This is a genomic window from Suilimivivens aceti (genome assembly GCF_025567405.1).
GTDB lineage: Bacteria > Bacillota > Clostridia > Lachnospirales > Lachnospiraceae > Suilimivivens > Suilimivivens aceti.
In genome coordinates this window covers 187,905-202,899 of the sequence record NZ_JAOQKJ010000005.1, presented here as the reverse complement: position 1 = coordinate 202,899, position 14,995 = coordinate 187,905, and the positions used below count along the sequence as shown (strand labels likewise).

The 14,995-nt window shown below is 40.8% G+C and carries 12 protein-coding genes and 1 pseudogene; 4 read left to right on the top strand and 9 right to left on the bottom strand.

The genetic code is table 11. From position 1 onward, the window contains the following. Window positions 1-30: 30 nt before the first annotated feature. Window positions 31-648: an NUDIX hydrolase gene (locus OCV77_RS07555; protein WP_262574385.1), complete on the bottom strand. Its 618-nt coding sequence runs from the start codon at window positions 646-648 to the stop codon at window positions 31-33. 256 nt (window positions 649-904) lie between these two features. On the opposite strand from OCV77_RS07555, the gene OCV77_RS07550 reads away from it, so the two are divergent. From OCV77_RS07550 to OCV77_RS07535, 4 genes and pseudogenes are all read left to right on the top strand, one after another. Next, window positions 905-1,471, top strand: coding sequence for a chromate transporter (locus OCV77_RS07550; RefSeq protein ID WP_262574384.1), 567 nt, complete (start codon window positions 905-907; stop codon window positions 1,469-1,471). Further along, window positions 1,468-2,037, top strand: coding sequence for a chromate transporter (locus OCV77_RS07545; protein WP_262574383.1), 570 nt, complete (start codon window positions 1,468-1,470; stop codon window positions 2,035-2,037). The genes OCV77_RS07550 and OCV77_RS07545 overlap by 4 nt, the downstream gene beginning before the upstream one ends. A 157-nt stretch (window positions 2,038-2,194) precedes the next feature. Then, window positions 2,195-2,418: pseudogene (locus OCV77_RS07540) on the top strand (winged helix-turn-helix transcriptional regulator). A gap of 150 nt (window positions 2,419-2,568) precedes the next feature. Further along, a complete protein-coding gene (locus OCV77_RS07535; RefSeq protein WP_262574382.1) occupies window positions 2,569-3,621 on the top strand; it encodes a bifunctional glycosyltransferase family 2/GtrA family protein in 1,053 nt (350 codons plus the stop codon). A gap of 40 nt (window positions 3,622-3,661) precedes the next feature. Here OCV77_RS07535 and OCV77_RS07530 read toward each other — a convergent pair whose 3' ends face one another. The 8 genes from OCV77_RS07530 to dnaA all read right to left on the bottom strand — a co-directional run bounded on the left by OCV77_RS07530 (window position 3,662) and on the right by dnaA (window position 14,977). Then, window positions 3,662-5,182: a flotillin family protein gene (locus OCV77_RS07530; RefSeq protein ID WP_262574381.1), complete on the bottom strand. Its 1,521-nt coding sequence runs from the start codon at window positions 5,180-5,182 to the stop codon at window positions 3,662-3,664. A 47-nt stretch (window positions 5,183-5,229) separates the two neighbouring features. Then, a complete protein-coding gene (locus OCV77_RS07525) occupies window positions 5,230-6,423 on the bottom strand; it encodes a cation:proton antiporter (protein ID WP_262574380.1) in 1,194 nt (397 codons plus the stop codon). A gap of 14 nt (window positions 6,424-6,437) precedes the next feature. Continuing rightward, entirely contained in the window at window positions 6,438-8,981 is a 2,544-nt protein-coding gene (gene gyrA, locus OCV77_RS07520; protein ID WP_262574379.1) for a DNA gyrase subunit A, read from the bottom strand. 35 nt (window positions 8,982-9,016) lie between these two features. Beyond that, entirely contained in the window at window positions 9,017-10,945 is a 1,929-nt protein-coding gene (gene gyrB, locus OCV77_RS07515) for a DNA topoisomerase (ATP-hydrolyzing) subunit B (RefSeq protein WP_118798464.1), read from the bottom strand. Window positions 10,946-10,974: 29 nt separating this feature from the next. Further along, window positions 10,975-12,060: a DNA replication/repair protein RecF gene (gene recF, locus OCV77_RS07510; protein WP_262574377.1), complete on the bottom strand. Its 1,086-nt coding sequence runs from the start codon at window positions 12,058-12,060 to the stop codon at window positions 10,975-10,977. 8 nt (window positions 12,061-12,068) lie between these two features. After that, the gene (locus OCV77_RS07505; protein WP_118798462.1) at window positions 12,069-12,278 is read right to left on the bottom strand and encodes an RNA-binding S4 domain-containing protein; all 210 of its coding nucleotides are present in this window, start codon (window positions 12,276-12,278) and stop codon (window positions 12,069-12,071) included. A 26-nt stretch (window positions 12,279-12,304) separates the two neighbouring features. Next, window positions 12,305-13,414, bottom strand: a complete 1,110-nt coding sequence (gene dnaN, locus OCV77_RS07500; RefSeq protein ID WP_262574374.1) for a DNA polymerase III subunit beta — start codon at window positions 13,412-13,414, stop codon at window positions 12,305-12,307. 204 nt (window positions 13,415-13,618) lie between these two features. Further along, complete coding sequence (gene dnaA / locus OCV77_RS07495; protein WP_118798460.1) at window positions 13,619-14,977, bottom strand: chromosomal replication initiator protein DnaA; 1,359 nt, start codon at window positions 14,975-14,977, stop codon at window positions 13,619-13,621. Between the last annotated feature and the right edge of the window lie 18 nt (window positions 14,978-14,995).

Below are 14,995 nucleotides of genomic sequence, written 5' to 3'. Positions count from 1 at the left end.
TTCTGTCCACTCTGACTGATCCTGCTGCCTCTAATCAAACATAGTCCTCCAGTCCGGATCCTCATAAGCATCAAAGCACATCAGTATCTGATCCTTCGTGGTTTTCTCAACAGCAAGCACCTCAGGAATACTTTCCCTATCAAAGAACCCGATCTCTGTCGTTTCTATGTTTTTCATAAATTCGCCGCTCTCATACCTGCACAGGATAAAGACCTTCACAACACCAAACGCATAATTCTGAACATTATGCTTTCTCCAGTCCTGTACCGCGATCAGCCTGTCCGCATGCACCGTAAAGCCTGTTTCCTCCCGTACTTCCTTTTCTGTATTGGAAGCCACAGACTGATCCACATCACACCATCCGCCCGGCAGTGCCCAGGTTCCATTATTTTCATGTACAAGCAGGATCTTCCCATCTGAAAACACAGCTGCCCGTGTATCTACCTTGGGTGTCTGATACCCTGTTTCATTGCAGAACAGATCCCTTATCTTATCAACTGGGATATCTGTCTTCTCAGACATCATTTCTGCTGCGATCTCACGCAGCTCCTCATAACGCTCCTTATCATATTTATCCTTCCCATACTGAAGCCCTGCCTGCGCAATGCTCTGGATCCGGATCGCAAATTCCAGCCATTTATCATTCATATCTCTGTCATCCTCCATCTTACTGATATAAAGCAGAATACGATATCAATATTAATTACAGCTTTCATCTGATTTGTCAAGAAACATACAACTTTATCTAAAAAGTGGCAAAAGTTGTTGAAAATCCTAATTTTTGTATGATAATCTTACAAAGGAGCTTGTGACTTCCTGTGGAATTGGTAGGTACTGCCAGCCTCAGATTCCCTGCGGACGATCTATGAAAATTCCGCCGCATATCCGGCTAAAAGGAATGATTATGGAAAATAAAAAGAAAATTCTTATAAAGCTTTTCATCTCGACCCTGTATCTCAGCGCTTTTACATTCGGAGGCGGATATGTGATCGTGACTTTAATGAAGAAAAAATTTGTAGATGAATATCACTGGATTGAGGAGAACGAGATGCTGGATCTCGTTGCGATTGCACAGTCAGCTCCAGGACCCATCGCTGTCAACGGGGCAATTGTAGTCGGTTACAAATTAGCCGGGATGGCAGGTGTGATCACAGCGATCATCGGCACGATCATCCCTCCATTTCTCATTATCTCCCTGATCTCGATCTGTTACAACGCGTTCCGTGACAACTTTATCATCAGTCAGATGCTTTCCGGCATGCAGGCCGGTGTCGGAGCTGTGATCGCCTCTGTAACATATGAAATGGGGGCAGAAATCATCCACAAAAAGAACACTGTTTCCACGTGCATCATGGCTGCTGCGTTCCTTGCCTCCTGCATTTTTCACATCAATGTCATCATTATTGTCATTGCCTGTGGTCTGATCGGCGCACTACGGACATTCGTGGTAGAAAGGAGAATGAAAAAATGATCTATCTCCAGCTTTTCTTAAGTTTTCTGCAGATAGGCATGTTCAGCTTCGGCGGTGGCTACGCAGCAATGCCGCTGATCCAGGGACAGGTCGTGACCACCCATCACTGGCTCTCGATGGAAGAATTTACAGATCTGATCACAATCTCCCAGATGACACCGGGACCCATTGCCATCAATTCCGCAACCTTTGTCGGAATAAAGATTGCGGGCATTGGCGGCGCTCTTGCGGCTACCTTTGGATGCATCCTGCCGTCCTGCATCATCGTCACCTGCATTGCCAGGCTGTATTTAAAATACAGGAACCTGACACTTTTACAGGGAATCCTGAACTCCCTGAGGCCTGCGGTCGTTGCTTTGATCGCCTCTGCCGGGATTTCGATCCTCATCACTGCATTTTGGGGCAGTAAGGCAGTGATCGCCTTTGCAAACACAAACTGGTTACTTGTAGTGATTTTTGCTGTCTGCATTATTCTGCTTCAGAAGCTTAAGATGAATCCGATCCTGGTGATGGTGCTGGCCGGGGTCATAAAGACCGTCGTTTCCCTGGTCGTCAGCACATTTTAATATCTGTATACCAGCACACAAATCATCCGTATTCTACAGGATAACGGATTCCCTTTAAAGCTGAAATAAAATCTCTCCAATATCCCCACTGATACAGACAGACCGCTTTCTGATCTCATCTGGTGCAAATGCCTCATCATAATTCAGACAGGCATACATGGACTTCGGATTTCTGGCTGTCAGCTGCCCTGTGGCAACTACAGTTCAATTAATTGGAAGCAAATGGAAGCTGCTGATCATGCGAAATCTCCTTTCAAGACCATGGAAGAAGATGGGATCATTACAAGAACCGTTTATCCTGAGGTTCCACCCCGTGTAGAATATGCCCTCAGCGAAACAGGGGAATCCATACGCACCATTCTCAATGCCATGCAGGACTGATCTACAGAAAGCCTGTGGTGCAACTGATCTGAAGATGTTGCCTATATTTATGAAAGAGCATATAAATAAGAGTTTTCTTGTGATTACTACTCTCGTGTGATATTCTGAAAGAGCAGAAATAAATCATGTTTCACAAAGAGAGCTAAAATAATGATACCAATTATTATCCCAGCTTATGAACCCGATCAGCGACTGATCGGGTTACTTAAGGAATTATCAGAATATCCCTATGGCCCTGTCATTCTGGTTAATGACGGAAGCGGATCAGCCTATGAAGATATTTTTAAAGCAGCAAAAAATCTGCTTTCTGAAAAAGCTATCCTCCTGACACATGAAGTAAACAGGGGCAAAGGACGGGCATTAAAAACTGCATTTCAATATATCCTGGAGCATCTGCCAAAAGCAACCGGAGCCGTAACAGCAGATTCCGACGGACAGCACACGAAAAAATCAATCATGAATGTGGCAGAAATGATGCTGCAGAATCAGGGAGACCTTATCCTCGGCGTCCGTACCTTTGACAAAGAAGATATTCCCTGGAAAAGCCGTTTTGGTAACCGTCTTACAGAAAAGGTATTTACCTATGTGGCAGGTGTCCATATCAGTGACACCCAGACAGGACTTCGTGGTATTCCAAGGGAGTTTATGAAAGAGCTGCTTACCATTTCTGCAGATCGTTTTGAATTTGAAACACAGATGCTTCTTATGGCTTCCGGTCAGTACAAGATCAGGGAAATACCGATTGAGACGATTTATGATTCCAAGGAAGATCATCAGACTCATTTTAATCCGCTGAAGGATTCTGTGAAGATCTATGCAGTTCTTGGAAAATGGTTTTTAAGATATACACTGGCATCCTTTTCATCCAGCATTGTAGATCTTTTGCTGTTTACCATACTCTGCCATTTTCTAAGGGATCAGCTTACAGCATATGTAGCAGTAGCTACCGTAATGGCAAGGATCATATCAGCAGCTTATAATTATACTGTCAATTATAAGATTGTTTTCAAAAGCAGGGAAAACATGGGAAAGGCAGCCTGGCAGTATGCCCTGCTTGCTGTCGTACAGATGGGTATGAGTGCCCTGCTTGCAACAGGCGGTGTAAAGCTTCTGCCATTTATACCGGAAGTAGTTACAAAGGCAATCGTTGATACGATCCTGTTTTTTGCCAGCTATCATATTCAGAAAAAATATGTATTCTAAAAGGATCCGCAGAACTCAGTTTTCTGCGGATCCTTTTATATTATATACTTTCGTTATTCTCTGCTGCTTCTGACACAACTGCACCGGATACGGTCGCTACAACATCCTTTTTATCATCACCGGAGAGTCCGGTAACATTGATGTTCTTATTTACCTTGGCATCGTAGGTTCCTGCCTTTACGATATCAGCAAGATCAATACCTACTGTTTCCTTCATAGTTTCAAAAAGCTTTGCCATGACACTTGGAACATTGTCTGCTACATTGCCTACACCATTTCCTCCATCACCGCCGATAATTGTGATCTTATCAATCTGGGTAAGAGGCTCGGCAATTTTTCCGGCGATCTCAGGAAGAACCTGGATCAGCATTTCTGCCATAGCCGCATTGTTGTACTTCTGGTAAGCAAGTGCCTTCTTCTCCATGGCTTCTGCTTCCGCAATACCCTTTGCACGGATTGCCTCAGCTTCTGCTTCACCGACCATACGGATACCGGCTGCCTCCTGCTCCTTGGCGAATTTCTGTGCTTCTGCAGTTGCCTTCATTGCTTCTGCTTCTTTTTCACGTTCAAACTTCTCAGCTTCTGCATTCTTCATTCTCTCATACAGCTCTGCTTCTGACTGCTGCTGACGGGCGAATTTTTCTGCTTCCGCTTTCTTCTTAACTTCTGCATCCAGAGCCTTTTCCTTAACCTCGGCTTCTTTCTGCTTCAGGATAACTTCCTTTTCCTGCTTTGCAATGCTTGCTTCCTGAGTAGCAACCTCGATCGTCTTTCTCTGTTCCTGCTCCTGGATACTGTAGGCTGCATCTGCCTCTGCTCTCTTAGTATCCTCCATTTTCTGAAGCTCTGCCTTCTGAAGGGCAAGCTCATTATTCTTCTTGGCAATCTCACGCTCAGCATTGATTCTTGCATCATTTGCCTGCTTGTCAGCCTCTGCCTTTGCTACAGCGATTTCCTTCTCTGCTTCTGCTTTGGCTATAGCTGCTTTTTTCTTGATCTGGGAAATGTTATCAATACCAAGGTCATCGATAACACCATTTCCATCAGCAAAATTCTGCACATTAAAGCTGACAATATCAAGACCCATAGCAGCCAGGTCAGGCTCTGCATTTTCCTTTACCAGGTTTGCGAACTTCTGACGGTCACTGACCATTTCTTCCAGTCTCATGCGTCCTACTATTTCACGCATATTACCTTCCAGAACCTCTCTGGCAATACTTGCTATGTACTGTGTATTCTGATTCAGAAAGTTTTCTGCTGCCAGTGCCAGCTTATCCTTCTCACTGCTGATCTTGATGTTGACGGCTGCATCTACCTGAATATTGATATAATCAGCGGTAGGTACGGCATTAGATGTTTTGACATCGATTGCGATCAGCTTCAGACTCAGTTTATCCATTCTTTCAAGAAAAGGAATCTTTACACTTGCCTTACCAATAATAACCTTTTTTCGAAGACCGGAAATAATATAAGCGGTATCCGGCGGTGCTTTTTTGTAACCGGTCACAATGATAACAAGTATGAGAACGATTACTACTGCTGCAATGATTGGTCCAATCATTCTGTTACCCTCCTGTGGTTTTCATTTTTATTAATTCACCAGCCCCTTTAAGCTGTCTGAACCCCATTTTCTTCCTTATCCCTGGAATACAGGAATTTCAGAACAATTGGTGTTGAGATTGAAGATACAATGATCAGCAGGATAACAGCTGTAAAATAAACCGGATCGATCAGGTTCATGGAAAGACCCTTTTGAGCTACGATCAGTGCTACTTCTCCACGGGTCATCATTCCCACACCGATCTTCAAAGCATCCTTTCCTTTAAATCTGCATATCCTGGCCATCAGTCCACAGCCAATTATCTTACTTATAAGTCCTACAATTACAAATCCTACAGCAAACAGAAGGATACCACCTGTTACATCATTCAGATCTGTTTTCAGTCCTATACTTGCAAAGAAAACAGGTCCAAACAGCATATAGGAATTGATGTCGATCTTTCTTTCAATATATTCAGAATCATTGATAGAACAGAGAATGATACCTGCCACATAAGCCCCTGTAATATCTGCAATGCCGAAATACTGCTCTGCCACATAGGACATAATGAAGCAGTAAGCCAGACCTGCGATTGGGATTCTTCTGGTATGCGGATATCTTTTATCTATCCATTTAAATATTTTATAAGAAATAAAACCAACTCCTACAGCAAGTACAAAGAAAAGAATTGTATTTATTACAACAGTAGAAGGCTTTGAATCCGGATTTTTAAAGCCTATGACAAATGTAAGTACAATAATACCAATAACATCATCAATGATGGCTGCACTTAAAATTGTAGTACCTACTCTTCCCTTCAGCTTTCCCATTTCTTTTAGAGACTGTACGGTAATGCTGACAGAAGTAGCTGTTAATATAGTTCCTATAAACACTGCCTCATAAAATTCATTGGATCCCCAGGGTGCAAATCCATAAAAGACCATATAATACAATGCACCAAGAACCAATGGGATAAATACACCGGCACAGGCGATCAGTGCTGCGATCGGTCCTGTTTTCATGAGTTCCTTCAGATCTGTCTCAAGACCTGCAGAAAACATAAGCAGGATAACACCGATTTCTGCCATCTGCAGGATAAAATCTGACTGGTCAACAAGTCCGAGAATACTAGGTCCTATCAGAAGTCCTGCTATGATCTCGCCTACCACCTGAGGCGCTTTGCATTTTCTCGCCAAAATCCCGAACAGCTTTGCTGCGATGATAATAATAGCAAGATCCTTTAAAATTGAGTAACTTTCCATAATAGTTCATCTCCTCACTCATCTTCTTCTTCTTTTGGAAGCGTTACTTCTTCATCTTCTTCTGTTATTTCTTCCATGGCATCATCCGGATTTTCAAATTCCTGATCCCCATTGGAAACCCTTTCTCTTACCTTAGCGATCTGCGCAACCTTAACACCATCATCCAGATTGATAAGCTTCACACCAGAGGTGATCCTTCCAAGCTTTGATATTTCTGCTACACGGAGCTGGATGATCGTTCCTGCTGTTGTGATCATCATGATCTCATGATCATCATCCACAGCCTTGACACCAACTACATATCCTGTCTTTTCTGTGATCTTATAGCATTTAACACCCTTACCGCCACGCTTTTGGACAGTGAATTCATCCAGATATGTACGCTTACCCATACCATTTTCAGAAACGATAAGAAGAGAATCTCCCTGATGATCAAGCTGCATGCCAATGATCTCATCACCATCATCCAGATTCATACCAATAACACCCATAGAGCTCCTGCCTGTTGCCCTGACATCTGTTTCCTTAAAGCGTATACACATACCATGCTTTGTTACAAGGAAAATCTCTGTATTTTTATCAGTGATCTTAACCTCGATCAATTCATCATCATCTCTCAGGCTGATTGCTGCAAGACCATTCTTACGTACATTCATATACTCCATAACACTGGTCTTCTTCGCAATACCATTTTTTGTGATCATGAAGAGATTCTTATTTTCTTCAAAATCCTTGATCGGAATGATAGCTGTTATCTTTTCTCCAGGATTCATCTGCAAAAGGTTTACGATCGCCGTTCCTCTTGAGGTTCTGGATGCTTCCGGTATTTCATAGGCCTTCAGTCTGTAAACCCTTCCAAAATTCGTAAAGAACATGATATAGTGATGAGTAGTCGTCATAAGAAGATCTGCAATGAAATCTTCATCAATCGTCTGCATTCCCTTGATTCCCTTACCACCACGGTTCTGTGACTTGAAGTTATCCACAGTCATACGCTTGATATATCCGAGATTTGTCATGGCGATGATCGTATTATCTCTGGGGATAAGATCCTCCATGGAAATATCATATTCATCAAAACCGATAACACTTCTTCTGTCATCTCCATACTTTGCAGAAATTTCACTGATCTCTGTCTTGATTACACCAAGAAGGAGCTTTTCATCTGCAAGAATTGCCTTTAATTCTGCGATTCTGGCAAGCAGTTCTTTATGCTCATTCTCGATCTTCTCTCTTTCCAGACCTGTCAGAGTACGAAGTCTCATATCTACGATTGCCTGGGACTGCACATCTGTCAGACCGAATCGATCCATTAATCTCTGCTTTGCGATCTGTGTATTCTGACTGCTTCTGATAATGGAAATCACTTCATCAATATTATCAAGAGCGATCAGTAAGCCCTGTAAAATATGATCTCTTTCTTCTGCCTTATTCAGATCATATTTGGTTCTTCTGGTTACGACCTCTTCCTGATGTCTGATATAATGGATCAGCATATCCAGAAGGTTCATGACCTTTGGTTCATTGTTCACAAGAGCCAGCATGATCACACCAAAGGTATCCTGCATCTGTGTATGCTTATACAGCTGGTTCATGATCACATTGGCATTAGCATCACGGCGGAGCTCTATGACAATCCTCATACCCTCTCTGTCTGATTCATCACGAAGATCTGTAATACCATCTATTTTCTTTAATTTGACAAGCTCTGCTATCTTCTGGATCAGATTTGCTTTATTTACCAGATAAGGAAGCTCTGTTACTATGATCCTGCTCTTACCATTTGCCATAGTTTCAATATCAGTCACTGCACGTACTCTGATTTTTCCCCTACCGGTACGATAAGCCTCCTCACTTCCTCTGGTACCAAGAATGATACCGCCTGTAGGAAAATCAGGAGCCTTTACGATTGGAAGTATTTCTTCGATGGAAGTTTCTCTGTCTTCCTCTATTCTGTTATCAATGATCTTAACAACGGCAGCAATGACTTCTCTTAGGTTGTGAGGTGGAATATTGGTAGCCATACCAACAGCGATACCGGTCGTACCATTCACAAGAAGATTAGGAAAACGGCTTGGAAGAACAGTCGGTTCCTTTTCTGTTTCATCAAAGTTAGGTACGAAATCAACAGTATCCTTATTGATATCTGCAAGAAGCTCCATGGAAATCTTGCTTAATCTTGCTTCTGTATATCGCATCGCAGCGGCGCCGTCACCATCCACAGAACCAAAATTTCCATGTCCATCTACCAGGGGATGGCGAAGAGACCAGGGCTGTGCCATATTTACCAGCGCTCCATAGATAGAGCTGTCGCCATGGGGATGATATTTACCCATAGTATCGCCGACGATACGTGCACTCTTTCTGTGAGGCTTATCGGGTCCGTTATTTAATTCAATCATGGAATAAAGGACTCTTCTCTGTACCGGCTTCAGACCATCTCTTACATCAGGAAGTGCTCTGGAAGCGATAACACTCATCGCATAATCGATATAAGAGGTTTCCATTGTTTTCTTCAGATCTACCTCATGTATCTTGTCAAAAATATTATCTTCCATCTCAAACCTTTCTTTCTTGCTTTGCCTGCAGAAAATTAAATATCAAGATTCTTTACAAATTTAGCATTTTCTTCAATAAATTCACGTCTGGGCTCTACCTTATCACCCATCAGAGTAGTAAAGGTAAGATCTATTTCAGATTCTGCTTCTTCGTTCATGGTAACACGGAGAAGTATTCTCTTCTCCGGATCCATGGTTGTTTCCCACAGCTGCTCCGGATCCATTTCTCCAAGTCCCTTATAACGCTGTATCTTATTATTCTGATCACGTCCAACTTCGGCAAGGATTGCATTCAGCTCATCATCACTGTAGGCATACCATACCTTCTTGTTTTTCTCAAGCTTATAAAGCGGCGGCTGCGCCATATAAACATAACCCTGCTTGATCAGCTCCGGCATAAAACGATAAATAAAGGTCAGCAGAAGAGTAGCAATATGTGCACCATCCACATCGGCATCCGTCATGATGATGATCTTATGATATCTTAACTTGCTGATATCAAAATCCTCATGGATACCGGTACCAAAAGCAGTGATCATGGCTTTGATCTCAGCATTGGCATAAATCTTATCCAGTCTTGCCTTCTCAACATTCAGAATTTTTCCACGAAGAGGAAGAATTGCCTGTGTAGCACGGCTTCTTGCAGTTTTGGCACTGCCTCCCGCAGAATCTCCCTCAACAATATAAATTTCACAGTTGGCAGGATCCTTATCAGAACAGTCAGCAAGCTTTCCGGGAAGACTCATACCCTCCAGCGCTGTTTTTCTTCTTGTAAGATCTCTTGCCTTTCTGGCTGCATCTCTTGCTCTCTGAGCCAGAATGGATTTTTCACAGATCAGCTTGGCAACTGTTGGATTCTGCTCAAGGAAATAAGTAAGCTGCTCACTTACAATATTATCAACAGCACTTCTTGCTTCCGTATTTCCAAGCTTCTGTTTGGTCTGTCCTTCAAACTGAGGATCCTCTATCTTAACGCTTACAATAGCTGTCAGACCTTCTCTGATATCATCACCTGTAAGATTGGTTTCACTTTCCTTCAGAAGCTTATTATTTCTCGCATAATCATTAAAGGTTTTGGTCAGTGCATTCCTGAAACCTACCAGATGGGTACCACCCTCCGGTGTATTGATATTATTTACAAAGCTGTAAGAGCTTTCTGTATAGGAATCATTATGCTGCATGGCTACTTCCACATAAACACCATTCTTTGTTCCTTCAAAATACAGAATATCCTGATAAAGAGGAGTTTTGCTTTTATTTAAATAAGTGACGAATTCTTTGATTCCACCCTCATAGTGGAATTCTCTTACAACAGGCTCTTCTCCCTCTTCCACACGAAGATCGGTAAGTACTATTTTAAGTCCTTTGGTAAGAAATGCCATTTCACGAAGTCTCTGCTTCAGAACATCAAATTCATAAACAGTAGTTTCCTGAAAAATAGTAGCATCCGGTTTAAAGCTTACCTTGGTTCCTGTTTTATCTGCCGGACACTCTCCATCTACCTTTAGTGGATAACATACATGTCCCTTTTCATATCTCTGCTTATATATTTTTCCATCCTGATAAATTTCTACCTCAAGCCAGTCAGAAAGCGCATTTACGACAGAAGCACCAACACCATGAAGTCCACCGGAAACCTTGTAGCCTCCACCACCGAATTTACCACCGGCATGAAGGATCGTAAATACAACCTCTACAGCCGGAATTCCTGATTTGTGGTTAATCCCTACCGGAATACCTCTTCCGTTGTCTATAACAGTAATTGAATTGTCTTTATTGATGAATACCTGGATTGTATCACAATAACCTGCAAGTGCCTCATCTACAGAGTTATCCACAATTTCATAAACAAGGTGATGAAGTCCTCTTCCGGATGTTGAACCTATATACATACCCGGTCTTTTTCTGACTGCTTCCAGTCCTTCCAATATCTGAATCTGATCAGCTCCGTATTCATTACTCATAAAAAGAACTCCTATTCTGCGTTCTTACGCTAATTTTCACAATTCACTGTTCCATTTGTAACCTTAAAGATCTTGTTGATCTCGAAGCGGTTATTAATAAATTCATCAAGACCGGTACAGCTAATGATCGTCTGTATATTACCTATACTGTTAAGCAGATAATTCTGTCTGTTACTGTCAAGCTCTGACAATACATCATCAAGCAGAAGAACCGGTGTATCCTTGCTGATCTTCTTTACCAGTTCAATTTCTGATAATTTCAGAGATAAGGCAGCTGTTCTCTGCTGACCCTGTGATCCGTATTTTCTGATATCCACTCCATTTACAACAAAAGAAAAATCATCCCTATGAGGACCTGTCGTTGTCTGCTTCAGCCTGATATCCTTATCCTGGTTATATTTCATCTGTTTCTCAAAATCTTCTATACTGACATCCGGCTCATAAGCAATCACAAGCTCTTCTTTTCCACCAGACAGCTTTTTATGTATGTCAAAGATAATATCACCAAGCTGTTTTACAAACTGTTCTCTTCTTTCAATAATCTTACTTCCAAAGGAAACAAGCTGGGAATCCCATATATTCAGGGTTTCCTTTAATTCCGGCTGGAAATACATATCCTTCAGAAGCTTATTTCTCTGACCTATGATCTTGTTATAATGATTCAGATTATAAAGATAAAAGCTATCGAGCTGGCATAGCTCCATATCAGCAAATCTTCTTCTTTCAGCCGGTCCATCCTTGATGATGCTTAAATCCTCAGGAGAAAAGAAAACTACATTAAGAAGCCCCATTAAATCTGCGGCTTTCTTAATTTTCTGCCCATCAATGGCAATTCCCTTTGATTTATTTTTTCGAAGATGCATATCCACCCTTGTCTCTACATTTTCCTTCTCAAGATAGGTTCTGATATGTGCTTCCTCTTTATCGAAATTTATAATTTCCTTGTCCTTGCTTCCTTTATGGGACTTCGTCGTAGCAGATACATAAATAGCTTCCAGAATATTGGTTTTTCCCTGGGCATTATCCCCATAAAGAATATTGGTACCCTTATCAAAGCTGATATTCAGCTCTTCATAATTTCTGAAATTTGCAAGCTCCAGTGATTTTATGATCATGTCTTTCCCTAACCTGTAATTTTGATACTGTTTCCGTCGTATTCTACAATATCTCCTTCAACAAGCTTCTTTCCCCTTTGTGTTTCGACCTGACCATTTACCTTTACAAGACCATCCTGAACAGCAAACTTGGCATCTACTCCTGATTCTACAAGTCCTGCAGCCTTCAGGGCCTGCCCAAGCTTTATATATTCTTCTTTTAATTTAATTATTTCCATTTTCTTTTACCCTAAACTTTTACTGATCATGCAACTGTGGTAAAGTTGACAGGCAGGATCAGATAAATATATTTCTCCTTGATATCCCTGATAAAGCAGGGAGCCTTGGGATTTACAAGATAGATATCAATTTCCTCATCTTCGATGACCTTCAGGGCATCTATCATAAACTTTGGATTGAATCCTATCATTATATCCTTTCCCTGCTTGATAATATCAATTTCCTCATCCATGCTTCCTACTGTGGAATTTATTTTCAGCTCCATATTTCCGTCAGAAATACTGATGATGATAGGTTTCTTGTCCCCTTCCTTCACGAGAAGAGTTGCTCTGTCAATACATTCCAGAAGCTCCTTTTTATTCACAGTAACCTTTGTTTCATAATCACTGGAAAGCATCTGGTCAATCTTAAAATATTCTCCTTCAATAAGTCTTGAAACAACAACTGTCTTATCAAACTCAAATACAATATGTTTACCTGTAAAGAATATAGAAACGTCCTTATCCATATCTCCGGAAAGGATTTTGCTGATCTCATTCAATGTCTTACCCGGAACAACAACCTTTCTGGAAGGATAATGATTCTTGAGAATAATCTTACGGATAGAAATACGATGTCCATCCAAAGATACCACTTTCAGTATATCACCATCAATTTCAAATAGTTCACCTGTCATTAACTTGTTATTATCATTATCCGCAATGGAGAATATCGTCTGTCTGATTACTTCCTTAAGTGTGAACTGAGATAATACAATGGAATCAATTCTTTCAATGGAAGGAAGATAAGAGAAATCATCACCTGATTTACCAATAATGGTAAATTTTGCTTTCTCACATGTAATGTTTGTCTTAAGAGAAGAATCTGTAACAATCGTAATATCATTGTCAGGAAGCTTTCTTACAATATCAAGGAAAATCTTTGCATCAAGTGCTATCTGTCCTTTTTCAAGGATCTCTCCTTCAACAACAGTCTCAATTCCAAGCTCCATATCATTGGCAAGAAGCTTTATTTCACTTCCTGTTGCATCGATCAGGATACATTCAAGAATTGACATCGTTGTTTTGTTAGGAACTGCTTTTGCTACAATATTTACTCCATTTAATAGATTAGATTTACTGCATATTAATTTCATTTGTGTATAATTTCCTTTCCAAGAGATGTTGATAAATGTGACAGGCTTTAAGTTATTTATATATAAATAATTTAGTAATATAAATAGTAGTAGATGCTAATATGTGTATAACCTCTTTATTATACTATTTTTCAGGAAAAATTGAAATGATAACCGTGGGGATAATCATTTTTAAGGTGAGGATAAACCCTTAATTATTCACATCTAAGCAGGATTGATTTTTTTCATAATGACATCAATTCTGTTTTTAAGCTCTTCATTCGTCTTGATATCCTCAGTAATTTTGTCAATTCCGTGGATAACTGTCGTATGATCTTTCTTATTCAGTGATTTAGCAATACTTTGCAGAGATTCATCAAGAAGCATACGGCAAAGGTACATACAGATCTGCCTTGGAAGAACAAATTCAGAGTTTCTTCTTTTGGATACGATATCCTCCGGTTTGATTCCAAAATGCTCTGCTACTATATTAATAATAAGCTGAGGTGTTACCTGTCTGGAGGCATCCGGTGAGATAATATCCTTCAGGGCTTCCTTTACATTGTCCAGTGTAATCTCTACATTATTTAACCTGGAATAGGCAATTACTTTATTGTAGGCACCCTCCAGTTCTCTTATGTTTGATTTAATATTTGTGGCAATATAGTCAAATATATCTTCGCTTATTACCTTATTATAATTCTCTGCATTTTTCTTCAGAATAGCCATCCTGGTTTCATAGTCAGGCGGCTGTATATCGGCGATCAGTCCCCATTCGAAGCGGGAACGGAAGCGTTCTTCCAGAGTTTCCAGCTCCTTTGGAGGCTTATCAGAAGAAAGGATGATCTGTTTGCCGGCGGAATGCAGTACATTGAAGGTGTGGAAAAATTCTTCCTGTGTACTTTCCTTTCCTATTATGAACTGTACGTCGTCGATCAGAAGCACATCTACTGTTCTGTACTTTTCCCTGAACTTGTTCATTTTGGCAGCGTTACCACTACGGATAGATTCAATAACTTCGTTGGTGAACTGCTCAGAGGTAACATAAAGAACCTTTCTATCAGGATTCTGATCAAGAACAAAATGTCCGATAGAATGCATAAGGTGAGTTTTGCCAAGTCCGGGACCTCCGTATAAATAAAGAGGGTTATAAGCTTCTCCGGGTGATTCTGCTACAGCAAGAGAAGCGGAATGTGCGAATTTATTGTTATTACCTACAACAAAGGTATCGAATCTGTATTTTGGATTCAGATTGGCATTTTCATAGTTGATATTGTAAACGGTACCCGGCTGGGACATCATTTCATCATTGTTATTATTAACATCTGATTCCAGAACAAAGGAAATATCATAGGTATGATCCATCATTTCAGAGATGGTTACCTGAAAATAACTCTTATATTTTGAAGAAATATATTTCAGGGCATGTGCCTGATCAGAAGGAATCATGATCGTTACTACATCATCTCTGACACTGTGGAAGGAGAGAGGCTTAACCCATGTATTATAGGAAATATCGGAAAGATCATATTCATTTCTCAGTGTTTCTTTGATTAAATCCCAGTTCTTTTCAATAAAATCCATAATACTTCCCTCATATAA